We start from the raw sequence: 24,437 nt of genomic DNA, 5'->3' as shown, positions 1-24,437 counted from the left end.
GGACATTCTAATTACCGGCGACGAACAGAGAGGTGTTGGTTCCGTTGAACCTTTGCAGGCAACAACCCGCAAGAGGAACGTCGAAGACGGAGTAGGAAGCGAGGGGTTGTGTCGCAGACATGGTCTTGCAATACACGTTATCGCGTTAGCGAACCTTCAACGAGCCGAAGCGCCGGGATGAACCGGCAACGTCACGCACGACAGGAAGTCCAGCTTCGATTAACGTCGCCCGGAAGACCCCGCGAGGGGTCTTTCGTCATTTGCATTTTACCCCCGGATTGCCGTCGGTCATCGGACAACCGAGTCGGATTCCTTTTTGATACCGACGGTTAAACTGTGCTACACTATGGTTAAGTTATAACTAAAGGGGGGCTGCCGATGATTAAAATGAATCCGACGCGCTCTGCCGGCGATCTGATCGCCTGGCTGCTGCTAGCCGTATTCATGATCTTCTCGACGCCCACGCCTACGTTGGAATCTACAGTCGGCGAATCCGCGGCCGCAAGCCTTCGCGGCACTGAGTTCCATACGCACGTTCAATCCCGCACGCCCGATTCTGCGGCGCCCAAGCCAAGACCGCGCACTCCCCTGCTGTTCCTCTTATATGCTTTAATTTTACGCCTATCCAGGCTCCCTTACCGTCTTCCGACCCATCACCGCGCGCATATCGCCTCGGTGCACGTTCTGCTGCGCAGACTGCTGCTGCGGCCGCTTCAGTTCTCCTCCACGTACGTCTCCTAATCCGTCCACCCGGCAGCATCGCTCGCGCCTTCGATCAGAGGCAGCGTGTATTTCGATCTGTCCGTCCCCCGCGTTAGATGTTCTACTTGCCATTTATCCAGTACCCTTCGTCTGCCGCAAACAGCGGTGGCTTCTTCTCCCGCGGCTCTTTTGTGAGTCGGAACTTATGCAAGCAGAAAGGATGTTGTCCATGGATATCAGAGAGACGGATCTGCCCGGCGTCGGGCGGAAGTACCGAATCCTCACGCGCAGCGGCGACCGGCTCGTCGTCGTCATACACGACGACGGCCGTCGCGAGCTTTATCATTTCGAATACGACGACCCTGAAGACAGCATCTCCATGATCACGCTCGACGACGACGAGGCGCGTTCGATCGCAGCCATCGTCGGGGGCATGACCTTTAAGCCGCGCATGCTCGAATCGATCGAGATCGCGCTAAGCGACCTCGTGATCGAGTGGTTCAAGCTGGAGTCCCGCAGTCCATGCGTCGGCGTCTCGATCGGCGACCTTGAGATTCGCCGGCGCACCGGCGCCACGGTGCTCGCGATCGTCGAGAGAGACCATGCCAAGCATATTACGCCCGGCCCCGACTTCGTGCTGACTGCGGATTCCATGCTGATCGCAGCGGGCGAACGGGAAAACCTGAAGGCGCTCAAAAGCATCCTGACCGGCGGGGAGGCTTAATATGGACCATCTCGTGCTGGAAGTCGGCTTGGCCGTGGCATTGATCGCCCTTGCGGGACTCATTTCCGCCAAGCTCCGTTTTTCGGTCATTCCGTTTTATATCCTGATCGGCATGGCCGTAGGGCCTCATTCTTTTAAACTGTGGCATCTCGACTTTCGCTTCATCGAGAGCGCCTCGCTGATCTCGTTCATGGGAAGAATCGGCGTGCTGTTTCTCCTGTTCTACCTCGGGCTGGAGTTTTCCGTCGGCCGGCTGCTTCGATCAGGCAAGTCGATCGCGTTCGGCGGCACGATCTATATCGCGATCAACTTCACGCTGGGCCTTGCGTACGGCTTTTTGACAGGCTTCCCGCTGGCGGAGACGCTGGTCATGGCGGGGATCACGACGATTTCCTCCAGCGCTATCGTGGCTAAAGTTCTCGTCGATCTCAAACGCACGGCAAATGCGGAGACAGAGCTCATCTTGGGCATCATTATGTTCGAAGATGTCTTCCTTGCCGTCTACATCTCGATCCTGTCCGGCCTCGTCCTGAGCGATTCCTCTTCGGTCTGGGGCGTCCTCGGCTCCGCCGGCATCGCCTTCGCCTTCATGCTCTTCATGCTGGTCGTCGGCCGCAAGTGCGTGCCGCTCCTGAACAAAGCGCTCAGCGTCCGTTCGAACGAACTGTTCGGCCTCATCGTCTTCGGCGGCCTGTTCCTCGTGGCAGGCTTCTCCGAGACGATCCACGTCGCCGAAGCGATCGGCGCCCTCCTGTTCGGCCTGGTGCTGGCGGAGACCGATCATATCAAGCGGATCGAACATTTCATTTTGCCTTTCCGCGATTTTTTCGGCGCGATCTTCTTCTTCAGCTTCGGCCTGACGATCGACCCGCTGACGCTCGCAGATGCGCTGTGGCTGTCCTTGGGCGCCGTCGTCGTCACTTTGATCGGCAACTATGCCGCCGGCCTTCTGGCGGGCCGCAGCGCCGGCCTGTCGAGCAAAGCATCCTCCAACGTCGGTTTGACGATCGTGGCGCGCGGGGAGTTTTCCATCATTATGGCCAATATGGCCAAAGCCGGGGGGCTCCTCGTCGTCCTCCAGCCCTTCGCCGCCTTGTACGTGCTTATTCTGGCGATTCTGGGTCCGTTGCTGACCAAGGAATCCAAGCATATTCACAAGCTGCTCGGAAAGGTGTTCAAATGGAACCGTTCGGCGGACAATCAAGCTGCGTAGCAAGTGAAGCGGTCTTATCCCAACGCATCCCGATTATTGAGCATCTCCATCTCACCGAATCAGGAGGACAGCTATGGATATCTCCAAACAGGCTTCTCGCTTCCCGTCGCTCGGCTTATCCCTTAACCGCATCGCATGCGTGACCAGCCGGCGGGCCGCCGACATTCATGAGGCCGTATCGGCGCAGCTCAAGCTAAAGCGCGTGTGGGCGCACGGCGATACGCTCGGCTACCCCGTGTTCCGTATCGAAGCCGTCGCCCTCTCCCGGATCGCCCGCGACATCGACCCGGCCTGCTCGATTGAGGTCATTCCGCTCAGACGGCGTTGAAGGTCGTTATATTGTGAAGAAGAGACCCGAATGGCGGATTCGGGTCTCTTCTTTAGTCACAAGTCGCAAAAAAGCGGCTCCCGGATGGGAACCGCTTGATAGCTTATGTATGGCGGAGAGGGTGGGATTCGAACCCACGCACGCCTTGCGACGCCTAGATGATTTCGAGTCAACCCCCTTGGACCACTTGGGTACCTCTCCGCAGCAAGGAATATCGTATCACAGTTCCGGACAACTTGCAAGCCTGTTTTACGATCAATTTGCGCGCGTTATTCCGTTTCTTTTTCGGCTAATTCGGCTTCCTCGCGCGGCGCGGCCTGCAGCATTTTTTTCATGCTTTTCTCGAACTTCGCCCGCGGCAGCAGGATGCTGTGCTTGCACTTGACGCACTTGATCCGGATGTCCATTCCCATCCGGATGATCTCCATCTCGTTGGCGCCGCAAGGGTGCGGCTTCTTCATCTGCACGATGTCCCCGAGTCCGAACTCCTTCCTCTCCATCCGTTAGCTCCCCGCCCTCTCCATAGCCTCGATCGAATAATAGCGCGGATTGCCCGCAGCTTCGAACGCCTTTTTAACCTCCGCATTCAAATGTCTGGATACGGCCCCTTGCGTGTTAGGACGGCACAGCACCGTCAGCCGCAGGATGACATCGCTCGCGGTGATCGACTGAATGCCGAGAAACTCCGCCCTGCCCACGATATTCGTATCTTCGAACTTCGCGGCCGCGCTCCTCACGATTTCCGCCATATGATCGAGATTTTCAGTCGCCGCTACGGATACGTCCACGACGGCCAGCGCGTTGTTGACCGAATAGTTGGTCACATCGGAGATATTGCCGTTCGGCAGTATGTATACCTCGCCGGTCCAGCTGCGAATTCGCGTCGCGCGAAGCCCGATCATCTCGACCGTTCCTTTGAACTTGCCTCCGACTTCGATGACATCGCCGACGGAGAAGTGATCCTCGAGGATAACGAAAAATCCGGTGATAACGTCCTTCACCAGGCTCTGGGCGCCGTAGCCGATCGCCAGCCCGATCACGCCAGCTCCCGCAAGCAGCGGCGCGAGATTGATGTTGAACTCGTTCAGCACGAGCAGCAGCACGATGAAGTTAATGATATAGGTCGCCGTATTTTTAAGCAGCTTGCCTACCGTCTGAACTCTTCTCGTTCTGAGCTTAAGCCTTTTAGACGCTCTGGGATTCATGAAGTTGTCCACAACGCGATTGATCACGATGCGGACGATCCGGCTGACGATGAGGATAACCAGAATCCGCAGCACGACCTTTAGCACGCCCATCCACATGTGGGTATCGCTTAACGAATCCCAAATATCGTCTAAAAATTGCTGCCATAGCGTCAGATTTTTTTCAATGACCTCCTCCGCCTCTACCAGCAAATAAGGCTGTGGATATCCGGACATTCTCGATTCACCTCACTCGTCGATTCTTACGTAGCCGGGATTCGCCGGCTTGAATAAGCCGCGAATTTCCACCTTCTCTTCGGCGATAATCCGTTTGACCTCAACCAAATCGTCTTGCGGAAATTCAATCGAAAGCGCGCAGCCCGCGGTGATCTCCTTCGGCGTTGGCCGGATATCGATCTCTACCTCGGCATATTCAAGCAGCATCTCGGCCCTCAGCGCCTGCTGCGTCGAGTCGAACGCGATCAATATAGGATCCATGGCTTCTCCCTCTTCTTGCTTCGATTGCTAGCAAGCAATCCGAACAAGTATAAATTGGCCCTCTCGTCCATATACTACTACTATTCCATGGAGGAGGCGAAGCGGACGAATGAATGGCGCTTGGGATAAAAGGGCCGGCTATGCGGCGGATGCCACCGCGCTCTCTTTGAAAATACCCTATAACGAACCTGCCGTCATGCAACGGCTGTCCGAGCGGCTCACGCGCGAGCTGCTTCATCTTCCCTCCGACCGGCAGATCGTCGTCGTCTGCGTAGGCACCGACAGGTCCACCGGCGACGCGCTGGGTCCGCTCGTAGGGACGACGCTGGCCAGGCATGCGCAGGGCATGTTCGACCTTTACGGAACGTTGGACGAACCCGTACATGCGATGAATTTGAGCGAGACGCTCTACACCATCATGAGAAACTCCAAGCAGCCCTACGTCATCGCCATCGACGCTTGCCTCGGACAAGTCGCCAGCGTCGGCTGCATTCATCTCGCATCGGGTCCCGTTCGTCCGGGTGCCGGCGTGAACAAGGACTTGCCGCCGGTCGGCGATATTCATATGACGGGCATCGTGAACGTCGGCGGCTTTATGGAATATTTCGTTCTTCAAAATACGAGACTCAATCTGGTCGTGAAGATGGCCGACATCATCGCCGGCTGCATCTCCACCTCCATTCGCAATATTCGAGGCGTCTCTATGCCTTATGCCCTGCCTGACTGATCGCAGCCTTCTCCTCAGGCGTCAACGGGTAGCTCGATTCGCCTTTGGAGAGCGGCTTCGCATACAGGAAGGTCTGCTCTCGGCTGTGGATGCCCGTCAGGACGACGCCGTCCTCTTGTTCGTTGACGATCGCGACAGCGAAGCTGATCTCGCCGCCTTGATCCGAAAAAGCGTTGAACCGATGAACGCCTACGCGCCCTTTGAGTGCCGCTAGGCGTTTTTCTTGATGGGCCATCGTCGCTTCCTGTACCGCCTGCTTGGCTTGCACGTCCTCCATCCGGTCGTGAACCTTCATCAGGACATCCTCGAGCTTGGGCACGCCGGTCTCGCCGATCATGCGCTTGTGAGCCCTTGCGAGCCTGGATAGTTTGACGCTTAAAATGATGACCCAGACGAACAATATGAAAATCAGTATGCCGGCGCCTCCGAGCGCCGCCAAGCTTGCATCCTCGCCCATTCCGTTCACGTTCGATTGCTCCCCCGCTCTCCGGATCGGACGGCCCGCATCACGGGCCGCCGTCCGTCATTGTGCGGACCTTATGCCCGCAGCGTTTCTCCGATTTCCTTGACGGCCCGTACCAACGATACAATATCCGATTGCTGTGTAAAATATCCTGGGCTGGCTCTTACTGCCCCCGTCTCGGTCGTCCCTGCGCTCTCGTGTCCGAGCGGCGTGCAATGGAAGCCGGACCGTACGGCGATGCCGAACTGGCGGTCCAGTAGAAACGCCGTCTCCGACGGATCGACGCCATCGAGCGTGAAGGCGACGATCGCCGTACGCTCGATCGCCGGACCGGGACCTAATAGGCGGACGCCCGGTATCTCGGAGAGTCCCGCCATCAGCTCCCGGGTCAGGCTCAGCTCCTTCGCATGGATGCGCTGCACCGTCTCGCTGAGGACGAACCGCACGCCCTCCGTAAGCCCGGCTATGCCGATCGTATTGGGCGTCCCTGCCTCATATCGGTCCGGTCTTGTTGAAGGCTGCTCAGGCGATTCTGAGCGGCTTCCGGTGCCTCCGTGCATGAGCGGCTCGAGCTCGAGATCCGGATTGATGTACAAGCCTCCGGTGCCTTGCGGACCCATCAATCCCTTATGGCCCGGAAAAGCCAGCAGATCGATATTCATCGCTTCAACGTCGATCTCCAGTACGCCCGCGCTTTGCGCCGCATCGACAAGCAGCGGCACGCCGGCCGCTCGCGTGACGGCGCCGATATCCCCGATCGGCGCGATCGTTCCAAGCAGATTGGAGCTATGCGTGACGGCTACGAGCTTCGTGTCCGGCGTGATCGCTTGCCGAACATCGGACGGATCCAGGATGCCGTCCCTGCCAACCGGCAAGTAAGTCACTCGAATACCCAGCTTACGCTTTAGCGCCTCAAGGGGACGCCTGACGGAATTATGCTCCATTGCCGTCGTGATGACGTGATCGCCAGGTGCCAGCAGCCCTTGAATCGCTTGGTTCAACGCATGGGTCGTATTAAGCATGTAGGCGATATCGTTCGGATTCGCAATCTTGAACAAGCGCGCCAGCATCTTGCGACCTTCGAAGAGCACCCTGCTCGCCTTGACGGCCATCTCGTGACTGCCTCGGCCCGGATTGGCCGCAGCCTCCCGCATCACTTTCTCCATGGCTTCCATCACGCCGGGAGGCTTCGGCCAGGAGGTCGCCGCATTGTCCAAATAGATCAACGGTCTTTCCGTCATTTTCAGCTCCCTCCATTCGCCTATCGATAATGAAAACGGCTCCGCTCTTGGCATTCCAAGCGCGAAGCCGTTTTATTCTCCGCTTCCGCCACGAGCCTTCGATCGTGGATGGCAGATCTTATGCTTTGATCGCTTGCAGAATCTCCAGCAGTCGCTCCAGGTCCCCTTTGCTGAAGTAAGCCAGCTCGATGCGTCCCTTGTCCTTGTTTGGCTTGATTCGCACCGTCGTCTGGAACCTTTCTCGGAGCGTCTCCTCGATTTCCTCGATATAAGGATCGCGCTTCTTAGCCTTCGCTTTTACCGTTTTGCCCTTAACGACTGCATCCATTTGCTGTACGGCATTCTCGAGCTCGCGGACGCTCCAATTGTTAGCCAACGTTTGCTTGGCCAGGTCTTTACGTTTGGCGTCTTCTTTAATCCCTGCCAACGCTCTTGCGTGACCCATCGACAATGTTCCACGTGAAACATGTTCTTTAATCTCGTCCGGCAGTGCAAGCAATCGCAGGAAGTTGGCAATGTGAGAACGGGACTTGCCCACCTTTAGCGACAGCTCTTCTTGCGTCAGAGCGAACTGATTCATGATCGATTGATAGGCGATAGCCACTTCAATCGCGTTCAGGTCCTCGCGCTGTACGTTCTCGATCAACGCGATCTCCATAACCTGTTGATCGCTATAAGCACGAACAACTGCAGGTATCGTCGGATTGCCCAAGAGCTGCGATGCTCTGAAGCGTCGTTCACCCGCAATGATCTCGAAGCCGCGGAGTGCCGTGCGAACGATGATCGGCTGAATGACGCCATGCTCGCGAATCGATTCCGCCAGTTCCTTGATCGCTTCTTCTTCGAATGTCTTGCGCGGTTGATAGGGATTCGCGCGGAGCTGCGCCAACGGAATCTCTACGATCTTATCGTCTTCCTTGATAGAGAGCGACGTGATCAGCGCATCCAGACCTTTACCTAGCCGCTTGCTCATACGTAATCACTTCCTTCGCCAGCTCGAGATAAACCTCGGCCCCTTTGGATCTGGGATCGTATGTGATGATCGATTGTCCGTGCGATGGCGCCTCGCTGAGACGCACGTTGCGCGGGATAACCGTCTGATAGACTTTTTGTTGGAAGTACTTTTTCACTTCTTCGATGACTTGAATGCCGAGATTCGTGCGGGCATCGAACATCGTCAGCAGAACGCCTTCGATTTGAAGCGAAGTGTTCAGATGCTTTTGGACGAGCCGAATCGTATTGAGCAGCTGGCTCAATCCTTCGAGCGCGTAGTACTCGCACTGAATTGGAATGATGACCGAATCGGATGCCGTCAGCGAATTGATCGTCAGAATGCCTAAAGACGGCGGACAATCGATCAAAATATAATCGAATTCATTGCGTACCATAGCCAGCGCCTTTTTGAGGCGAACCTCACGGGAGATGGTCGGCACCAGCTCGATCTCGGCGCCTGCGAGCTGAATCGTCGCAGGAATGAGCTTTAGATTCGGCAGAGCCGTATCGACAATCGCCTGTTTGGGGTGGATCTCGTTGATTAAGATATCATAGATGCAATATTCCACATCGGCTTTATTGATACCGACACCGCTTGTCGTATTTCCCTGAGCGTCGATGTCCACGATGAGCACTTTACGCCCCAACGTGGACAGACATGCGCCAAGGTTGACAGCCGTTGTCGTTTTGCCGACACCGCCCTTTTGATTGGCAATGGCAATAATTTTGGACAACCCGTTCACCTCATCGTCAGCCGCCTAACTTGCTGGATTCTCATAGCTCCCAACTAGCTTGGATTGCTGTTGTTTTTCTTCGGTATCTGAATGACGATCTCGATATGATCGTCCAGTTCGCGCTCGCTCGACTTGATCGGGATGCCCGATCCGGTCACCATATCGACCGATTGCCGTATTGTATTGATAGCGAGCCGAATGTCCTTGGAGAAGGACACGCGCCGGGATTTGGCAGGTTTACTCGCCTCAAGGAGAAAAGCGACGCGCGTTTCCGTCTGTTTCACGTTGAGCTCTTTATCGATGATCTCTTGCAAAAGCTTGTCCTGCGCTTCTTCGGTCGGCAGCGCCAGCATGGCGCGCGCATGACGCTCCGTAATTTTGCGTTCCATCAGCGCAAGCTTAACGTTATCGCCCAGCTGAAGAAGCCGAATCTTGTTGGCAATCGTGGACTGACTTTTCCCTAATCGCTGAGCCAAACTTTCTTGCGTCAACTGGTGCAGATCGATTAGCTTCTGATACGCGACGGCTTCCTCAATTGAGGTCAGGCCTTCGCGTTGAAGATTTTCAATCAGCGCCATCGAGGCAGCTTGAGAATCATTAATTTCTCTTACAATAGCCGGGATCTGTTCCATCCCCAGCTTGGTGACCGCCCGCCAGCGGCGTTCTCCCGCTATGAGCTCGTATTTGCCTTCCCGGACACGGACTACGATCGGCTGTATGATGCCAAGTGTCTTGATCGTCTGACATAGCTCGTCGATCCGGTCGTCATCAAAGACAGACCTGGGTTGATAGGGGCTCGGGACGATATCCACGACGGCAATCTGCCGAACTTCTTCCTGGCCGCTCCGTTCGGACAATCCGAACAAACGAGATAACGGTTCTCTCATGTCTTCCATCCCACCACGTTCATCTGTAATGAGGTTCCGGTAAACGCTAATTCGCTCCACATCTAGCACGCTAACAACAGACGAATAGAGTCTGGTTCAGCCTATAAAACGACTCGTATCTACACCCTATTCGACAGGAACCTTAGAAGACAGGATTTTCGCATGCAGAAACGGACTATCCTAAGTGTTCTGTGCATGGAGAAAAGGCAAGGATTGAACCATGCCGGAGGTTCTGAGTGACGAAAAAAGCGCCGCCATTTCACGCCTCCGAGGCGCATATGCGGCACGACGATTTTGCAATACTATTTATATTCTCTATTGTACGCCTGAATCCTTCTCTTGAAAAGAGTTTCCTCGCTTTGGAGGTTGATTTGTTCCACGTGAAACACGAAAATATGGCGAATTTGTTTCACGTGGAACATGAATCTAAATCAGAGGCTGCTTAAGTGGGATTCCCGCTTTGCGAGGATATTCTTTTGGCGTCTTTCCAAGCTTCCCGATCACGATAAGCTGACGCTCGGATTGCTCTAGCGGCAGCTGAAGCGACCGGGTATATCTAAGCTTCGCATTCAGCAGTCGTATGCTTCTGGCGCTCTCTTCAAGCTCGACTGCATGATCTGTGCCCTTCATGGCAACGAAGTGTCCTTCGGATTTGACGAAAGGCAGGCAGAGCTCATTCAGTCCTGCCAGCCGAGCGACGGCACGGGCAGTCACAAGGTCGTACCGGTCTCGATGATCCCCTAATCGACCGATGTCCTCCGCTCTTCCATGCACGAGCACAGCGCTGTTCAGTTTCAATTCATCGACCACCGTTTGCAAAAATCGAATGCGCTTGGCCAATGAGTCGACGATCGTTACTTCCAGTTGGGGAAATGCGATCTTAAAAGGAATGGACGGGAAGCCGGCTCCCGCCCCGATGTCCGCCATGCTGCGTGCCGATACCGCTTCGGGCAGAACGCCCAAAGTCAATGAGTCGTAAAAATGTTTCTCATAAACGGCGCCGCGCTCCGTAATGCCCGTGAGATTCATTTTTTCGTTCCACTCGACAAGCAGGCGGTAGTACGTCTCATATTGATTGAGCTGAGCGTCGCTCAGCTCAATGCCTAGGTCGGCTTGGACCCGCTCAGCAAACCAACGCTGTAGTTCGTCCGTCATTAGCTGCTCCTAGCCGCCGTCACGCGATTATAATGCTCCAGGTGCACGAGCAATATAGACAAGTCGGCCGGTGTCACGCCGGAGATCCGCGAAGCCTGCCCGATATTAAGCGGACGAATCTGATGCAGCTTTTGCTTGGCCTCGGTCGCCAAGCCGTGCACCGCGCCGTAGTCGATGTCGTCGGGAATGCGCTTCTTCTCCATCTTCGCAAGCTTCTCTACTTGCGCGAGCTGCTTTTCAATGTAGCCCGTGTATTTGACCTGAATCTCAACCTGTTCTTTCATATCTTCGGACAAAGCTACAGGAGAGGGCGAGAAGCTCTCGATATGCGCATACGTCACTTCAGGGCGGCGAAGCAGCGTGATGCCGTCGACCGTATTTTGAAGCATTGCTGAATCGATCGAAGCCAATAGCGCTTGCGTAGCTTCGTCCGGCCGAATCCGGACTTCCTTCAGTCGCGCAAGCTCCGCCTCCACCTTCTGCTTCTTTTCCTCGAACAAAGCAAACCGTGCGTCCGAAATGAGACCGATCTCCTTGCCCAGCGGAGTGAGTCGCAGATCCGCGTTGTCGTGACGGAGAAGCAGACGATATTCCGCGCGGGACGTGAGCAGACGATACGGCTCGTTCGTTCCTTTGGTGACGAGATCGTCGATCATAACGCCGATATATCCTTGTGAACGGTCGATGATGACCGGTTCCTTATCCTGCGCTTTGCGCGCAGCGTTAATGCCGGCCATAATGCCTTGTCCCGCAGCTTCTTCATAGCCGGACGTGCCGTTAATCTGACCTGCGGTGAACAAGTTGGAGATGACCTTTGTCTCTAGAGAGGGCCACAGCTGCGTCGGCACGACCGCATCATATTCGATCGCATAGCCGGTACGCATCATCTCCACCTGCTCCAGTCCGGGAATCGACCGAAGAATTTGCAGCTGAACGTCCTCCGGCATGCTCGTCGACAGACCTTGCACATAATATTCCTTCGTGTTCGCCCCTTCAGGCTCCAGAAAGATCTGATGCTTCGGCTTGTCGGCAAAACGAACGATCTTGTCTTCGATCGACGGACAGTAGCGCGGGCCCGTCCCCTCGATCGCGCCGGAGAACATCGGTGCCCGGTGGAGATTGTCGTTAATGATCTTGTGCGTCTCTTCGGACGTATACGTGAGCCAGCAAGGAAGCTGCTCACCTGCACGCTCCGAGTATTCCGTTTCATAGGAGAAATACTTCGGCTTGTCGTCGCCCGGCTGAATCTCCGTCTTCGAAAAGTCGATCGTATCCTTGTGAACGCGCGGCGGCGTGCCCGTCTTGAAGCGTACGAGCTTCAGCCCGTTCTCACGCAGCGACTCGGACAGCTTCACCGAAGGCTGTTGATTGTTCGGGCCGCTCTCATACATCAGCTCGCCCATAATGACTTTGCCGCGCAAATAGGTGCCAGTCGTGATGACGACAGTCTTGGAGCGATATTCCGCACCTGTCTTCGTGACGACGCCCCGGCATACGCCGTCTTCGACGATCAGCTCTTCGGCCATCCCTTGACGAAGCGTCAGCTTCTCCTCCCGCTCGATCGTCTCCTTCATCGCATGCTGGTACAAGAACTTGTCGGCTTGCGCGCGAAGCGCATGCACGGCCGGCCCTTTACCCGTATTCAGCATCCGCATCTGAATAAACGTCTTGTCGATGTTGCGTCCCATCTCGCCGCCAAGCGCATCGATCTCGCGAACGACGTGTCCCTTCGCCGGTCCCCCAACGGAAGGGTTGCAAGGCATAAATGCGATCATGTCCAAGTTGATCGTCAGCAGCAGCGTCTCGCAGCCCATTCGTGCAGCCGCCAGCGCTGCTTCCACACCTGCATGCCCGGCGCCGACGACGATGACGTCGTACTCGCCTGCTAGATATCCCACTGTGGATACACTCCTTTATATAAGTTGTAAATATTTATTTTCCCAAACAAAATTTTGAAAATATTTGATCGAGCAGCGATTCCGAAGCTGTGTCGCCGACGATCTCCCCGAGCGACTCCCAAGCCGCTGCGAGGTCGATCTGAATCAGATCGACGGGCAGCCCCTGCTCCGCGCCGTCGATCGCATCCTGCAGCGAGCGCGACGCAGCATGCAATAACGAGATGTGCCGTACATTGCTAACATACGTAGCATCCCCCGACTCGATGCCGCCGCTCATAAACAGCTTGGAGACGGCCCGTTCGAGATCGTCCATGCCCATGCCTTCCTTGGCGGACAGGGAGACGACCCGCTCCGCCGGATAGAGCGAGCGTATCTCTCCCTCATCGAGACGAGGCGCCAGGTCCGACTTGTTCAGAATAACGATCGTCGGCCTGTCCTTCAACTCCTCCAGCAGCCGCCGTTCTTCCTCGTGAAGCTTATCGCTTCTGCTTAACACGAGCAGAATCAGATCCGCATCGCCCAGTGCGCCGCGCGAGCGCTCCACGCCGATCCGTTCGACGACATCCTCCGTCTCCCGTATGCCGGCTGTATCGAGCAGCCGCAGCGGAATGCCCGACAGCGTGACCGATTCCTCGACGATGTCGCGCGTCGTGCCGGGAATGTCGGTGACGATCGCCCGATTCTCCTTCACGAGCGCGTTCAGCAGCGACGACTTACCCGCATTCGGACGCCCCACGATCGCCGTCACGATGCCCTCGCGCAAGATCTTCCCCTCCGCGGCCGTCTTCAGCAGCGTCTCCACCTGTTGAAGCACGATGCCGCAGCGATCCCGGATGACACCGGCCGTTACCTCCGCGACATCATGCTCGGGGTAGTCGATATTGACCTCGACATGCGCGAGCAGCTCGATCAACTGCTCCTTAAGCGGTGCAAGGCGCTTCGACAGCGCCCCCTCTGCCTGCTTGCGCGCCACTTGGAATGCCTTCGAGGACTTCGAGCGGATCAGATCGATGACCGCCTCCGCCTGAGCGAGATCGATCCGGCCGTTCAGAAAGGCGCGCTTCGTAAACTCGCCAGGCTCGGCCATGCGTATGCCGCTGCGCAACAGCAGCTCCAACACCGACTGGACCGCGACGACGCCCCCATGGGTGCTGATCTCGACGATATCCTCCGCCGTGAACGAGCGCGGCCCCCTCATGACGGTAACTAGCACCTCATCAAGCACGTCCCCGCTCGCAGGATCGCGAATCCATCCATAATGCACGGTATGCGTCGGCACGTCGCGCAGGTCTTCTCGCGACTTGAACAGCGGCGCGACCTTGCCGATCGCCTCCGCGCCGCTGACCCGAACTACCGCAATGCTGCCTTCTCCGAGCGCCGTCGCTACCGCCGCTATCGTATCTTCATTCATATCGTTCCCTCATTTAGCGTTAAGCTCATAAAATCCCCAACCCCTGCCATAAACAAAAAACGCAATGGTCCGCTTGCGTCTGCAAGCCATTGCGTTGGACATTCATTCACTTGATAGCAATGACGACGCAGCGGTTCGGTTCATCGCCTTGACTGTAGGTGCGCACTTGCGGATGGCCTTGGAGTCTCGCATGGATGACCTTCCGTTCGGAGGAACTCATCGGCTCGAGCATGATGTCCTTCCTCGTCTTCACGGCGCGCAGCGCCATTCGATCGGATAAGGCTTCGAGCGTCTCCCTCCGTCTCTTGCGGAACTGTTCCGCATCGAGAACGATGCGCAGATGACGATCCGAATGACGATTCGCGACGATGTTGGTCAGATACTGAAGCGCATCGAGCGTTTGCCCTCTGCGTCCGATCAGCATGCCCAGGTTGGCGCCGGACAAGTTGAGCAAGACTTCGTCTCTGCCGTCGTCCCGTTCGATCGTCACGGCCGAATGCATGGCGCCGGTTACTTCCTGAAGAAAAGCAACCGCGTGATCGATGCCGTCCGGCAGCAGTTCCAGCTGCACGCGGGCTTCCTTGGCGCCGATCAGGCCGAACAGCCCTTTGCTGGGCTGCTCGAGCACGGTTACTTTAACGCGGTCCTCACTTACCCCGAGAGTGACGAGGCTTTTTCTTACCGCTTCCTCCACCGACTTTCCTGTTGCTTCGACCTTTTTCATCTGCGATGGCCTCCTTGCCGTTGCCTTGCGGCTCGGCTTTGCGTCCATACATGAAATAGTTCTGCGTGATGGTGTAGATATTACTGTAGATCCAGTAAAGCGGAAGCGCGGCCGGGAACGAGAGCGCCATGACGAAGATCAACACCGGGAAGATCAGCATCAGGCCCTTCATCGCGGCCATCTGTTGAGGCTGCTGGGACTGCATCATCTTCGATTGAACAAACGTGGTCAGCGCAGCGATGATCGGGAGAATGTAAAACTTGTCCGGCTTGCCGAGCTGGAGCCACAGGAATGTATGCTCATAAACGTTGGCATTGACGGTAATGGCACGGTACAGCGCGATAAAGATCGGCATCTGAATGATCAGCGGGAAGCAGCCTGCGAGCGGGTTGACCTGATGCTCCTGATAGAGCTTCATCATCTCTTCCTGCTGCTTGCGGGTGTCGTCCTTGTACTTCTCGCGGATCTCCTTCATCTGCGGCTGCAGCTTCTGCATCGCCTTCGTGCTCTTGTACTGCTTGATCATAAGCGGCAGAATAATCGTCCGCACGATGATCACGAGCAGAAGGATCGCGAGGCCGTACTCGCCGCCGAACCAATCGGCGAACTTGTCCAGCATGAGCGAGAACCAGTACACGACGTTGCTGTCCCACCAGCCGTGGCTATTGGCCAGATCTTCGGTCGTCTTCCGCGTCGTCGGCGGCGTACATCCGGACAGGAAGACCATCAAGGAAACCAGGAGACCGGAGACCATCCAGAATTTGCGATTGCGCAACAACAAACCTCAAAACTCCCCTCTAAAATACCCCGCCATGGCGGAGCCGTGACTTCGAAGCCGAATCGGGACTTTGCGGGGATCCCGGAATAGGCGAAACGACAGAAAAAAGAATCGCCGTTCATGCATCCGTACGAATTCGCCGTCCCGGAACCGAGGGGCAGATCCGTCTCTTTCAAAGCCCAAAACACAAGTCAACTATACCATAAGATTATTGGCAATGGAAAGTTCGCGGGGCGCCTCCTGGCGTCTTCGGCTTGCCTCCGCCGGGGCCCGAACGGTAGGGCCTTCTGTCCTGCGCGGGAGCCGGCGTGGAGCCCTTGATGAGACCCGCTTTGCGGAGCACGTGAAGCACGCTGCGCTCCATCTCTATATAAGGAAGAGAGATCGCAGGCTTGCGCACGATCAGGACCAGGTCGGTGCCTTCGACGATGCGCGAGCCGTTAAGCCGGACGATCTCTTTAATCATCCGCCGCATGCGGTTGCGGACGACGGCGCCTCCCAGCTTGCTGCTCACCGAGATGCCCAGCCGGTACAGCCCCGGATCCGGCTTGCGGCGCCAGTAGACGACGAACTGCGAATTCGCGAACGATTTTCCGCTTCTATAGATACGGCTGAAGTCTTCCTTGCTTCGCAGCCGCAGTTTTCTTTCCATCCTTATCCCTCATCGCCGGATTATGGACTGTAGTCCGTTCATCAATTATTCCCATATACATGAAAAAAGACCACCTCACGTGGTCTTTATCCTTAAGCGGACAATACTTTGCGGCCCTTCTGACGACGAGCGGCGAGAACCTTGCGTCCGTTCTTCGAGCTCATCCGGCTGCGGAATCCGTGTACCTTCTTCCGCTTGTTCACGTTCGGCTTAAATGTCGGTCCCACTTCTTGATACCTCCCTTACAAAAAGAACTCATATGTCCATTTATTTAACCATAACGACGCCCAGAAGTCAATGAATTCAACAGCGGGCGGTTTCGGAAGATATTCACATGTGCATAAAAAGAGAGAGAAAAAAGACTCTTCGCTCATTTTGTCGAATCTTCGCACAGAATATCAACAATATCTTGTGTTGTGCACAGAATTCATCCACAAGTTATTGAAATTGTGGATAACAGGGCAAATTCCGTTGAATTAAGCGGGCTCATCTGCTATGATAAGTTCACCCATTCGACGTGGATAACGGCTGTTAAACCTCTTTTTATTAACACCCTGTGCATAAATCTGTGAACAAAATCCCTTCTTATGGACATCTCGCTAAAGAATAAAGAGGAATTGTGTGGATAACTTGTTGCAAAGGACATCCTTCGACATCGCCGCCCTCCCTCTTGTCCGCCTGACGGGTTAAAGGAGTGACTCCATGTGGACAGCCGTACGAACGAGATCTGGCAGCAGGTCTTGTCGGTCATCCAGACAAAATTAAGCAAGCCGAGTTACGATACGTGGTTCAAAGCCACCAAAGCGAATTTCCTTAATGACGAGACAGTGGTTGTAACCGCTCCCACCACCTTTGCGGCGGAATGGCTGGAGAACAGGTACAAGAAGCTCGTCTCTTCGACGTTGGCTGATTATCTGGACCACCCGGTGGAGGTTCGGTTCGCAATCGAGGAATTCCGGTCGCCGGAGCCGCCCGCGCCCTTCCCGGCCATACCCGTCGTCAAAAACGCGGGACCCGAGGAACCGGTTGGACATATGCTCAACCCGAAGTACACCTTCGATACGTTCGTCATCGGCGCCGGCAACCGGTTCGCCCATGCCGCTTCCCTCGCGGTCGCAGAAGCGCCGGCCAAGGCGTACAATCCGCTCTTCCTTTATGGAGGCGTAGGATTGGGCAAGACCCACTTGATGCACGCGATCGGCCATTATATTTTGGAGCACAACCCGTCTTCGAAGGTACTCTACATATCGTCGGAGAAGTTCACGAACGAATTCATCAATGCGATCCGGGACAACCGCGGCGAGAGCTTCCGCAACAAGTATCGCAACATCGACGTGCTGCTGATCGACGATATCCAGTTCCTCGCCGGCAAGGACGGGACGCAAGAGGAGTTTTTCCACACATTTAACGCGCTGCACGAAGAGAGCAAGCAGATCATCATCTCCAGCGACCGCACGCCCAAGGAGATCCCGACGCTCGAGGAGCGCCTGCGCTCGCGCTTCGAGTGGGGACTGATCACGGACATCCAGCCGCCGGACCTCGAGACGCGCATCGCGATCCTCCGCAAGAAGGCGAAGGCGGAGAACCTGGATATTCCGAACGAAGCGATGGTCTACATCGCGAATATGATCGATTCGAACATCCGGGAGCTCGAGGGCGCCCTTATTCGCATCGTCGCTTATTCGTCGCTCACGAACCAGGACGTGTCCACACACCTTGCCGCCGAGGCGCTCAAGGATATTTTGCCGAACGGACGCAACCGGCTCATCACCATACAGGATATCCAGCAGCGCGTAGGCGAATTCTACGGACTCAAGCTCGAGGACTTCAAGGCGCGCAAGCGTACGAAGGCCGTCGCCTTCCCGAGGCAGATCGCCATGTATTTGTCCCGCGAGCTGACAGATTATTCGCTCCCCAAGATCGGGGACAACTTCGGCGGCAGAGACCACACGACGGTCATCCATGCCCACGAGAAGATCTCGCAGCAGTTGAAGGTCGACGCCGAGCTGTACAAGATCGTCGGCAACCTGACGGAGAAGATCAAAAACCTGACGTAAACGCAACCTCGATATCCACCTGTGGACAAAAACGCGGCATTTAAAACGTGAATAACAAAAAAACCTATGCACAACTCATACACATGTGGATAGGTTGTCGCTTTCGGCTATTTTGGGCTTATCCACATATTCAGGGCCCCTACTACTACGACTATCTTTTTAAGACCATAACATTAAGGCGAATAGACGAGGTGATCCCGTTGAAATTGACGATATTGCGCACGGAGTTAAACGAGGCGGTTCAAAACGTATCCAAGGCGGTATCCGCACGGAGTACGATACCGATTCTGAGCGGCATTAAAATAGATGTGAGCGACCGCGGCGTCACGTTGACCGCCAGCGACACCGACATTTCCATTCAACACTTCATTCCGCTTGAATCCGCCAGCAAGACAGTCGTAAAGGTTGAACGTCCAGGGAGCGTCGTGCTTCCGGCCAAGTTTTTCGTCGAGATCGTCAAGAAGCTGCCGCATGAAGAAGTCAATCTTGAAGTCGGCGAACGCTTCCAGACGCTCATTCATTCCGGCGCAACCGAGATTCAGCTCGTCGGGCTCGATCCGGAGGAGTTCCCCGTTCTGCCGATATTGGAAGAAGACCGTGTATTTTCGATTCCCGGAGATTTGCTGCGGTCCATGATTCGCCAGACGGTATTTGCCGTGACGACCAACGAATCGACCCCGATTCTGACCGGCGTGCTCTGGAGTCTCCAAGAGGGCGTGTTCAAGTTCGTCGCGACCGACCGTCACCGGCTGGCCACCTGCAAGACGAACATCGACACCGATCCCGCGCTGAAGTTCAGCGGCGTGGTCATCTCGGGCAAGACGCTGAACGAGCTGTCGAAGATCATTCCCGACCAGAACACCCTCGTCGACATCGTCGTAGCGGACAATCAGGTGCTGTTCAAGCTCGGCGAAGTGCTGTTCTTTTCCCGGATGCTCGACGGCGCTTATCCCGACACTTCCAAGATTATTCCGAGCCAGTTCAAAACAGAACTCGTCCTGAACACAAAATCGCTCAGCGACGCGATCGACCGCGCCTACCTGCTCTCGCGCGAAGAAAAGACGAACATCGTTCGCCTGCTGACGACGGAAGACGGCAATATCGAGATCAATTCAAGCTCCTCCGAGCTTGGACGCGTACAGGAGCACCTGGACGTGACGGATCTGACCGGCGAGCCCCTGCGCATCGCCTTCAACTCCAAATATATGCTTGACGTGCTGAAGGTGATCGAGAGCGAGCAGCTTTACATCGGTTTTAACGGCGCGATGAGCCCGATCATCTTCAAACCGCGCGATCACGACAACAGCTTGCATCTCATTCTCCCTTACCGGACGACGAATTGAGGAGCGCCTCATGAAGGAAATCGAGATCTCGACCGAATATATCCAGCTTCAGCAGCTGCTCAAGCTGGGCGATTGCATCGGCTCCGGCGGCGAAGTGAAGCATTTCCTGCAAGAGAACGAAGTGATTGTGAACGGAGAAAAAGAAAACCGCCGCGGACGCAAGCTGCGTCCGGGCGACGTCATCGAAGTGGCCGGCTGCGGCAGCTTCGCCGTCCGCGCCAAGCCGTAGTCTGCGCGGGGACGGCCGTCGTTCGCACGCGCCGCCGCCGGACAGACCAGAGAGGAAGTCCCGCATGCAGCTGAACAAGATCGCACTGCATGGCTACCGCAACTACGGCGAACTGTCGCTGGCGACGGCCGCAGGCGTCAACATCATCATCGGGCCCAACGCGCAGGGCAAGACCAACCTGCTGGAGACCATCCACGTGCTCGCATTGACCAAGTCGCACCGCACGTCCAAGGATCGCGAGCTGATCGGCTGGAACGCGACGTCCGCGCGCATCGAAGCCGAGATCGAGCGCAAGCTCGGCAAGGTCACGCTGGAGCTTCAGCTCTCCGCGCAGGGCAAGAAAGCGAAGATCAACGGCCTCGAGCAGCGCAAGCTCAGCGCCTTCGTCGGCACGGTCAACGTCGTGCTGTTCGCCCCCGAGGACCTCGACATTGTGAAGGGCGCTCCCGGCATCAGGCGCCGCTTCATGGATATGGAGATCGGCCAGGTGCATCCGGCCTACTTGCACGATTCCCTGCAATATCAGCGAATTCTCCAGCAGCGCAACAATTACCTCAAGTCCACGGATGCCTCCAGGGCTTCCGCCGAGATGCTCGATGTGTGGAACGAACAATTAGCTGCCTCAGGTGTTAAAATGATGCAGAGAAGGCAAAACTTTATTCATAAGCTGCAAGGCTGGGCGGAGAAGATCCACGCCGGCATCACGGGCGGCAAGGAATCGCTGACCGTCGTCTACAAGCCCTCTCTTGCCGCGGAGGAAGGGACCTCGCCCCAAGATCAATCTTCTTTATTGCAACAATTTATGTTAAAGTTAACACAAGGCAAGGAACAGGAATTCCGCCGCGGCACGACGCTCATCGGTCCGCATCGGGACGATTTGGCGTTTGCCATTAACGGCAGGGACGTGCAGACCTTCGGCTCGCAGGGCCAGCAGCGGACGGCGGCGCTGTCGCTCAAGCTGGCGGAGCTGGAGCTCATGCGCGAAGAGATCGGGGAGTATCCGCTGCTTCTCCTCGACGACGTCTTGTCCGAACTTGATCAGGAGCGGCAGACCCAGCTCATCGAGACGTTTCAGAACCGCGTGCAGACGTTTATCACGACGACGGGACTGGAGAGCGTCAATATGAGCCGGCTCAAGGATGCCGCTATCTATCATGTACGCGGCGGTACCGTGCTGCCCTAAGGCAGGGAATGTGGAGGGGCTCAATATGTACATTCATCTGGGCGGGGAGAAAATCGTCCGGACTTCGCAGCTCGTCGCGATCTTCGATATCTCGATCGAGCAGTCCTCGAAGCTGTCGCGGCAGTTCGTGGCGCAGGCCCGGAAAAACCGTATCGTGGAGACGATCGGCGAGGAGGATCCCAAGTCTATCGTCGTCACCGAGGAGAGAGTGTATTATTCGCCCATATCGTCTTCTACCCTCAAGAAGCGGGCGCATCATCTGGTCGATTTGTAGGAGCAGCGCGTCAACGTTAAGAAGGCGGTGGAAGAGTTGTCCGTGAATTCGCAGCAGAACACATACGATGAGAGTCAGATACAGGTGCTCGAAGGGTTGGAGGCCGTCCGCAAGCGTCCCGGCATGTACATCGGGTCGACCAGCGGCAAGGGTCTCCATCACCTTGTCTGGGAGGTCGTCGACAACAGTATCGACGAAGCGCTCGCAGGCTATTGTACCCGCGTCGACGTCATTATACATGAAGACAACAGCGTGACCGTCATCGTCAACGGCCGGGGCATCCCGGACGGCGAGAACGTCAAGCTGAAGAAGTCGACCCTCGAGGTCGTTATGACCGTCCTTCACGCCGGCGGCAAGTTCGGCGGCGAAGGCTACAAGGTGTCCGGCGGTCTGCACGGCGTCGGCATCTCAGTCGTGAACGCCTTGTCCGAGTGGGTCAGCGTCACCGTCAAGCGCGACGGCAAGATCCATCAGCAGGAGTATCGCCGCGGCGCGCCGCAATACGATCTCAAGGTGATCGGCGAGACCGAGGATACCGGCACGCAGACGCGCTTCAAGCCGGATCCGGAGATTTTCACCGAGACGACCGTATTCGAGTACGATGTGCTGGTCGGACGGATTCGAGAGCTTGCGTTTCTGAACAAAGGCATCCACCTGACGCTCACCGACGAGCGGTCGGGCATGCATGACTCGTTCAAATACGACGGCGGCATCAAAGAGTTCGTCCAGTACCTGAACCGTACGCGGGAGGCGCTGCACGAGCAGCCGATCTACGTCGAGGGCACCAAGGACGCCATCGCGGTCGAGATCGCCATGCAGTACAACGACGGCTATACGGAGAACATCTATTCGTTCGCCAACAATATCAATACCCACGAGGGCGGCACGCACGAATCGGGCTTCAAGAGCGCGCTCACCCGGATCATCAACGACTATGCGCGCAAGATGGGATTCGTCAAGGAGAGCGAGTCGAACCTCACCGGCGACGACTGCCGCGAAGGACTGACCGCGATCATCTCGGTCAAGATTCCGGAGCCGCAGTTCGAAGGCCAGACGAAGACCAAGCTCGGCAACAGCGAGGCGCGAGGCATTGTCGAATCGTTGTTCGCCGACAAGCTGCTCGAGTTCATGGGCGAAAATCCGGCCGTCGCGCGCAAGGTCGTGGACAAGTCCCTTCAGGCGTCCCGGGCACGCGAAGCCGCACGCAAGGCGCGCGAGCTGACCCGCCGCAAGGGCGCGCTCGAGGTGAGCTCGCTGCCGGGCAAGCTGGCGGATTGCTCGTCCAAGGACGCCTCGATCAGCGAGCTGTACATCGTCGAAGGCGACTCCGCAGGCGGATCGGCCAAGCAGGGCCGCGATCGTCACTTCCAGGCGATCCTGCCGCTGCGGGGCAAGATTCTGAATGTCGAGAAGGCGCGGCTGGACAAGATTCTGTCCAACGCGGAGATTCGAGCGATCATCACGGCGCTCGGCACGGGCATCGGCGACGACTTCGATATCGCCAAGGCGCGTTATCACAAGATCATCATCATGACCGACGCCGACGTCGACGGCGCGCACATTCGTACGCTGCTGCTCACCTTCTTCTATCGCTACATGCGCAATCTGATTGAAGAGGGCTACGTCTACATCGCGCAGCCGCCGCTCTTCAAGATCGAGCGCAACAAGGTCGTCCGCTACGCGCAGTCCGAGGCCGAGCGCAACGAGATCATCGCCGAGTTCGGCGAAGGCGCCAAGGTCAACGTGCAGCGGTACAAGGGTCTCGGCGAGATGAACGCCGACCAGCTGTGGGATACGACGATGGATCCGGACAGCCGTACGATGCTTCAAGTGCGGATCGAGGATGCGATCCGGGCCGACTTGATCTTCGATACGCTGATGGGAGACAGCGTCGAGCCGCGACGGGATTTTATCCACCAGTACGCCAGGTACGTCAAGAATCTGGACGTGTGAGGCTTCGGCACCCGCCGGGCGCAGCGATGCGTTCAGCGGGTGCTTTTATATAGCGCATTTATTTTTTGCCGGCGCCGCGGCGTCTGGACTTCGCGGAAGCGCGTGCGCTGCGGCGGAAGCGTCCATAGGCTATCGCGTACTTGCGGATGCGGCGGTATACGCTTCGGTCGGGCAGCCTCAGGAAGATATAAGGATCGGGCAACGTGTTGACCTCCAGAATCCAGGGCTTAAGCGCGGTGTCGACCGCGACGTCGATGCCGATCTCCTTCAGTCCCGGGAATCGCTTGCCAAGCGCCGAAGCGACGTCAACGCCAAGCTTCGAGAGCTCCCGTCGGTAGCTGCGGCTCGTGCGCTCCGCCTTTTCCAAATGCGTCTTCATCAGCGTCTCCATCGGCAGGGGCGTGCCGCCGGCGTGGTAGTTGGTGACGATTTTGCGCGGGTGGGCGAGCCTCCCGATGATGCCGGTCGTCTCCCACTGTCCGTCCGGATTCATCTGGACCATGACGCGAAAATCGAACCGGCGGTTTTCGTGCTTCAGCAGCTCGATCCCCTGTTGGGACAAATAGGGCCGCGGCCGCTTGATCTTCAGCAGCGCGTCGAACATCCCGTCGAAGGTTGAAAAGGACATTTGCTTTTCGCCAGCTTGGAGCGTGTAGCCGTCATCGGATCCCGTCGATTGGCCAAGGCGAATGACGCCTTTGCCGAAGGTGCCGTTCACCGGCTTCACGTAGATCATGCCATATTGTTCGAGCATGCTGCGGACGGTATCCTGATCGAACGGCCGGGTGTCGGGCACGAGCCCGCGCAGCTCCGAAGATGCCAGCAGCGCTTCGGTTTTCGCCCATTTACTGCTGATCCGCCTGATCGGCATCGGCGTTCACGCCACCTTTCGCGCCATCAATATGGTATAATGTTTTCATTCATCCTTTTTTAGAGTATGACGCTTCTGCCGTGGGTGACCATGGCGATTTGACAATAGTGCAGGGATATTGAAGGAGGATCAGCATGGCCGAGGAACAGCGTTCCCCTCTTCGCGACCGGGATATCGGGGTGGAGTTGCGGGAATCGTTCATGGATTACGCAATG

The 24,437-nt window shown here is 56.6% G+C and carries 27 protein-coding genes and 1 tRNA gene; 11 read left to right on the top strand and 17 right to left on the bottom strand.

Features of this window, described 5'->3' with window-relative positions; translation table 11 throughout:
- Positions 1 to 378: 378 nt before the first annotated feature.
- From KVT38_RS25185 to KVT38_RS25170, 4 genes are all read left to right on the top strand, one after another.
- Positions 379 to 741, top strand: a complete 363-nt coding sequence (locus KVT38_RS25185; RefSeq protein WP_217596505.1) for a hypothetical protein — start codon at positions 379 to 381, stop codon at positions 739 to 741.
- 190 nt (positions 742 to 931) lie between these two features.
- Positions 932 to 1,426: a cation:proton antiporter regulatory subunit gene (locus KVT38_RS25180; protein ID WP_217596504.1), complete on the top strand. Its 495-nt coding sequence runs from the start codon at positions 932 to 934 to the stop codon at positions 1,424 to 1,426.
- Between the two features lies 1 nt (position 1,427).
- Positions 1,428 to 2,639: a cation:proton antiporter gene (locus KVT38_RS25175; protein WP_217596503.1), complete on the top strand. Its 1,212-nt coding sequence runs from the start codon at positions 1,428 to 1,430 to the stop codon at positions 2,637 to 2,639.
- 73 nt (positions 2,640 to 2,712) lie between these two features.
- The gene (locus KVT38_RS25170) at positions 2,713 to 2,967 is read left to right on the top strand and encodes a hypothetical protein (RefSeq protein WP_217596502.1); all 255 of its coding nucleotides are present in this window, start codon (positions 2,713 to 2,715) and stop codon (positions 2,965 to 2,967) included.
- A 110-nt stretch (positions 2,968 to 3,077) separates the two neighbouring features.
- On the opposite strand, the gene KVT38_RS25165 is transcribed toward KVT38_RS25170, so the two are convergent.
- The 4 genes from KVT38_RS25165 to KVT38_RS25150 form a co-directional block, all read right to left on the bottom strand.
- Positions 3,078 to 3,168: transfer RNA gene (locus tag KVT38_RS25165), tRNA-Ser, on the bottom strand.
- A 68-nt stretch (positions 3,169 to 3,236) separates the two neighbouring features.
- Complete coding sequence (locus KVT38_RS25160; RefSeq protein ID WP_217596501.1) at positions 3,237 to 3,467, bottom strand: DUF951 domain-containing protein; 231 nt, start codon at positions 3,465 to 3,467, stop codon at positions 3,237 to 3,239.
- Between the two features lie 3 nt (positions 3,468 to 3,470).
- Complete coding sequence (locus tag KVT38_RS25155) at positions 3,471 to 4,388, bottom strand: mechanosensitive ion channel family protein (RefSeq protein ID WP_217596500.1); 918 nt, start codon at positions 4,386 to 4,388, stop codon at positions 3,471 to 3,473.
- Positions 4,389 to 4,400: 12 nt separating this feature from the next.
- The gene (locus tag KVT38_RS25150; protein ID WP_217596499.1) at positions 4,401 to 4,649 is read right to left on the bottom strand and encodes a putative Se/S carrier protein; all 249 of its coding nucleotides are present in this window, start codon (positions 4,647 to 4,649) and stop codon (positions 4,401 to 4,403) included.
- Between the two features lie 109 nt (positions 4,650 to 4,758).
- Between KVT38_RS25150 and yyaC the strand changes: the two genes are divergently transcribed.
- The gene (yyaC, locus tag KVT38_RS25145) at positions 4,759 to 5,376 is read left to right on the top strand and encodes a spore protease YyaC (protein WP_217596498.1); all 618 of its coding nucleotides are present in this window, start codon (positions 4,759 to 4,761) and stop codon (positions 5,374 to 5,376) included.
- Here the strand turns inward: yyaC and KVT38_RS25140 are convergent.
- The 12 genes from KVT38_RS25140 to rpmH all read right to left on the bottom strand — a co-directional run bounded on the left by KVT38_RS25140 (position 5,351) and on the right by rpmH (position 16,539).
- Positions 5,351 to 5,833 (bottom strand): DUF4446 family protein, encoded by a 483-nt coding sequence (locus KVT38_RS25140; protein ID WP_217596540.1) that lies wholly within the window; start codon positions 5,831 to 5,833, stop codon positions 5,351 to 5,353. The two genes, yyaC and KVT38_RS25140, sit on opposite strands and share 26 nt — an antisense overlap.
- An 80-nt stretch (positions 5,834 to 5,913) precedes the next feature.
- Positions 5,914 to 7,080, bottom strand: a complete 1,167-nt coding sequence (locus tag KVT38_RS25135) for an aminotransferase class V-fold PLP-dependent enzyme (RefSeq protein WP_217596497.1) — start codon at positions 7,078 to 7,080, stop codon at positions 5,914 to 5,916.
- Between the two features lie 118 nt (positions 7,081 to 7,198).
- Positions 7,199 to 8,053: a ParB/RepB/Spo0J family partition protein gene (locus KVT38_RS25130; protein WP_217596496.1), complete on the bottom strand. Its 855-nt coding sequence runs from the start codon at positions 8,051 to 8,053 to the stop codon at positions 7,199 to 7,201.
- The gene (locus KVT38_RS25125; RefSeq protein WP_090116856.1) at positions 8,034 to 8,807 is read right to left on the bottom strand and encodes a ParA family protein; all 774 of its coding nucleotides are present in this window, start codon (positions 8,805 to 8,807) and stop codon (positions 8,034 to 8,036) included. The genes KVT38_RS25130 and KVT38_RS25125 overlap by 20 nt, the downstream gene beginning before the upstream one ends.
- A gap of 53 nt (positions 8,808 to 8,860) precedes the next feature.
- Positions 8,861 to 9,694, bottom strand: coding sequence for a nucleoid occlusion protein (noc, locus tag KVT38_RS25120; protein ID WP_217596495.1), 834 nt, complete (start codon positions 9,692 to 9,694; stop codon positions 8,861 to 8,863).
- A 426-nt stretch (positions 9,695 to 10,120) separates the two neighbouring features.
- Positions 10,121 to 10,849: a 16S rRNA (guanine(527)-N(7))-methyltransferase RsmG gene (rsmG, locus tag KVT38_RS25115; RefSeq protein ID WP_217596494.1), complete on the bottom strand. Its 729-nt coding sequence runs from the start codon at positions 10,847 to 10,849 to the stop codon at positions 10,121 to 10,123.
- Complete coding sequence (gene mnmG / locus KVT38_RS25110) at positions 10,849 to 12,747, bottom strand: tRNA uridine-5-carboxymethylaminomethyl(34) synthesis enzyme MnmG (protein WP_217596493.1); 1,899 nt, start codon at positions 12,745 to 12,747, stop codon at positions 10,849 to 10,851. Before mnmG ends, rsmG begins: the two co-directional genes overlap by 1 nt.
- Positions 12,748 to 12,781: 34 nt before the next feature.
- Entirely contained in the window at positions 12,782 to 14,158 is a 1,377-nt protein-coding gene (gene mnmE, locus KVT38_RS25105; protein ID WP_217596492.1) for a tRNA uridine-5-carboxymethylaminomethyl(34) synthesis GTPase MnmE, read from the bottom strand.
- A 106-nt stretch (positions 14,159 to 14,264) separates the two neighbouring features.
- Complete coding sequence (gene jag, locus KVT38_RS25100; protein ID WP_217596491.1) at positions 14,265 to 14,882, bottom strand: RNA-binding cell elongation regulator Jag/EloR; 618 nt, start codon at positions 14,880 to 14,882, stop codon at positions 14,265 to 14,267.
- Positions 14,806 to 15,636, bottom strand: coding sequence for a YidC/Oxa1 family membrane protein insertase (locus KVT38_RS25095; protein WP_217596539.1), 831 nt, complete (start codon positions 15,634 to 15,636; stop codon positions 14,806 to 14,808). The genes jag and KVT38_RS25095 overlap by 77 nt, the downstream gene beginning before the upstream one ends.
- 232 nt (positions 15,637 to 15,868) lie before the next feature.
- The gene (rnpA, locus tag KVT38_RS25090) at positions 15,869 to 16,312 is read right to left on the bottom strand and encodes a ribonuclease P protein component (protein WP_217596490.1); all 444 of its coding nucleotides are present in this window, start codon (positions 16,310 to 16,312) and stop codon (positions 15,869 to 15,871) included.
- Positions 16,313 to 16,404: 92 nt separating this feature from the next.
- Complete coding sequence (gene rpmH / locus KVT38_RS25085) at positions 16,405 to 16,539, bottom strand: 50S ribosomal protein L34 (protein WP_090116863.1); 135 nt, start codon at positions 16,537 to 16,539, stop codon at positions 16,405 to 16,407.
- 477 nt (positions 16,540 to 17,016) lie between these two features.
- Here rpmH and dnaA point away from each other — a divergent pair, with 477 nt between their 5' ends.
- From dnaA to gyrB, 6 genes are all read left to right on the top strand, one after another.
- Positions 17,017 to 18,369: a chromosomal replication initiator protein DnaA gene (gene dnaA, locus KVT38_RS25080; RefSeq protein WP_217596489.1), complete on the top strand. Its 1,353-nt coding sequence runs from the start codon at positions 17,017 to 17,019 to the stop codon at positions 18,367 to 18,369.
- 200 nt (positions 18,370 to 18,569) lie between these two features.
- On the top strand, positions 18,570 to 19,712 hold the full coding sequence (gene dnaN, locus KVT38_RS25075; protein ID WP_217596488.1) for a DNA polymerase III subunit beta: 1,143 nt from the start codon (positions 18,570 to 18,572) through the stop codon (positions 19,710 to 19,712).
- Between the two features lie 10 nt (positions 19,713 to 19,722).
- Positions 19,723 to 19,941 (top strand): S4 domain-containing protein YaaA, encoded by a 219-nt coding sequence (yaaA, locus tag KVT38_RS25070; RefSeq protein ID WP_217596487.1) that lies wholly within the window; start codon positions 19,723 to 19,725, stop codon positions 19,939 to 19,941.
- 64 nt (positions 19,942 to 20,005) lie between these two features.
- Positions 20,006 to 21,124 (top strand): DNA replication/repair protein RecF, encoded by a 1,119-nt coding sequence (recF, locus tag KVT38_RS25065; RefSeq protein ID WP_217596486.1) that lies wholly within the window; start codon positions 20,006 to 20,008, stop codon positions 21,122 to 21,124.
- 25 nt (positions 21,125 to 21,149) lie between these two features.
- A complete protein-coding gene (gene remB / locus KVT38_RS25060; RefSeq protein WP_090116868.1) occupies positions 21,150 to 21,398 on the top strand; it encodes an extracellular matrix regulator RemB in 249 nt (82 codons plus the stop codon).
- Between the two features lie 42 nt (positions 21,399 to 21,440).
- Positions 21,441 to 23,351: a DNA topoisomerase (ATP-hydrolyzing) subunit B gene (gene gyrB, locus KVT38_RS25055; RefSeq protein ID WP_217596538.1), complete on the top strand. Its 1,911-nt coding sequence runs from the start codon at positions 21,441 to 21,443 to the stop codon at positions 23,349 to 23,351.
- A gap of 58 nt (positions 23,352 to 23,409) precedes the next feature.
- On the opposite strand, the gene KVT38_RS25050 is transcribed toward gyrB, so the two are convergent.
- The gene (locus tag KVT38_RS25050; RefSeq protein WP_217596485.1) at positions 23,410 to 24,222 is read right to left on the bottom strand and encodes a YheC/YheD family protein; all 813 of its coding nucleotides are present in this window, start codon (positions 24,220 to 24,222) and stop codon (positions 23,410 to 23,412) included.
- Positions 24,223 to 24,437 lie beyond the last annotated feature (215 nt).

Origin of the sequence: Cohnella sp. GbtcB17 (assembly GCF_019091135.1) — a bacterium.
In the GTDB taxonomy this organism is placed as follows: Bacteria; Bacillota; Bacilli; order Paenibacillales; family Paenibacillaceae; genus Cohnella.
Note: the sequence above shows the minus strand (reverse complement) of the source record. Positions and strands in the feature narration are given on the sequence as shown.

Excerpts from the sequence above, each read along its gene's own strand:
- KVT38_RS25185 (WP_217596505.1), top strand. The coding sequence starts at position 379 with ATGATTAAAATGAATCCGACGCGCTCTGCCGGCGATCTGATCGCCTGG.
- KVT38_RS25180 (WP_217596504.1), top strand. The coding sequence starts at position 932 with ATGGATATCAGAGAGACGGATCTGCCCGGCGTCGGGCGGAAGTACCGA.
- KVT38_RS25175 (WP_217596503.1), top strand. The coding sequence starts at position 1,428 with ATGGACCATCTCGTGCTGGAAGTCGGCTTGGCCGTGGCATTGATCGCC.
- KVT38_RS25170 (WP_217596502.1), top strand. The coding sequence starts at position 2,713 with ATGGATATCTCCAAACAGGCTTCTCGCTTCCCGTCGCTCGGCTTATCC.
- KVT38_RS25160 (WP_217596501.1), bottom strand. The coding sequence starts at position 3,467 with ATGGAGAGGAAGGAGTTCGGACTCGGGGACATCGTGCAGATGAAGAAG.
- KVT38_RS25155 (WP_217596500.1), bottom strand. The coding sequence starts at position 4,388 with ATGTCCGGATATCCACAGCCTTATTTGCTGGTAGAGGCGGAGGAGGTC.
- KVT38_RS25150 (WP_217596499.1), bottom strand. The coding sequence starts at position 4,649 with ATGGATCCTATATTGATCGCGTTCGACTCGACGCAGCAGGCGCTGAGG.
- yyaC (WP_217596498.1), top strand. The coding sequence starts at position 4,759 with ATGAATGGCGCTTGGGATAAAAGGGCCGGCTATGCGGCGGATGCCACC.
- KVT38_RS25140 (WP_217596540.1), bottom strand. The coding sequence starts at position 5,833 with ATGGGCGAGGATGCAAGCTTGGCGGCGCTCGGAGGCGCCGGCATACTG.
- KVT38_RS25135 (WP_217596497.1), bottom strand. The coding sequence starts at position 7,080 with ATGACGGAAAGACCGTTGATCTATTTGGACAATGCGGCGACCTCCTGG.
- KVT38_RS25130 (WP_217596496.1), bottom strand. The coding sequence starts at position 8,053 with ATGAGCAAGCGGCTAGGTAAAGGTCTGGATGCGCTGATCACGTCGCTC.
- noc (WP_217596495.1), bottom strand. The coding sequence starts at position 9,694 with ATGAGAGAACCGTTATCTCGTTTGTTCGGATTGTCCGAACGGAGCGGC.
- rsmG (WP_217596494.1), bottom strand. The coding sequence starts at position 10,849 with ATGACGGACGAACTACAGCGTTGGTTTGCTGAGCGGGTCCAAGCCGAC.
- mnmE (WP_217596492.1), bottom strand. The coding sequence starts at position 14,158 with ATGAATGAAGATACGATAGCGGCGGTAGCGACGGCGCTCGGAGAAGGC.
- jag (WP_217596491.1), bottom strand. The coding sequence starts at position 14,882 with ATGAAAAAGGTCGAAGCAACAGGAAAGTCGGTGGAGGAAGCGGTAAGA.
- KVT38_RS25095 (WP_217596539.1), bottom strand. The coding sequence starts at position 15,636 with ATGGTCTCCGGTCTCCTGGTTTCCTTGATGGTCTTCCTGTCCGGATGT.
- rnpA (WP_217596490.1), bottom strand. The coding sequence starts at position 16,312 with ATGGAAAGAAAACTGCGGCTGCGAAGCAAGGAAGACTTCAGCCGTATC.
- yaaA (WP_217596487.1), top strand. The coding sequence starts at position 19,723 with ATGAAGGAAATCGAGATCTCGACCGAATATATCCAGCTTCAGCAGCTG.
- recF (WP_217596486.1), top strand. The coding sequence starts at position 20,006 with ATGCAGCTGAACAAGATCGCACTGCATGGCTACCGCAACTACGGCGAA.
- remB (WP_090116868.1), top strand. The coding sequence starts at position 21,150 with ATGTACATTCATCTGGGCGGGGAGAAAATCGTCCGGACTTCGCAGCTC.
- KVT38_RS25050 (WP_217596485.1), bottom strand. The coding sequence starts at position 24,222 with ATGCCGATCAGGCGGATCAGCAGTAAATGGGCGAAAACCGAAGCGCTG.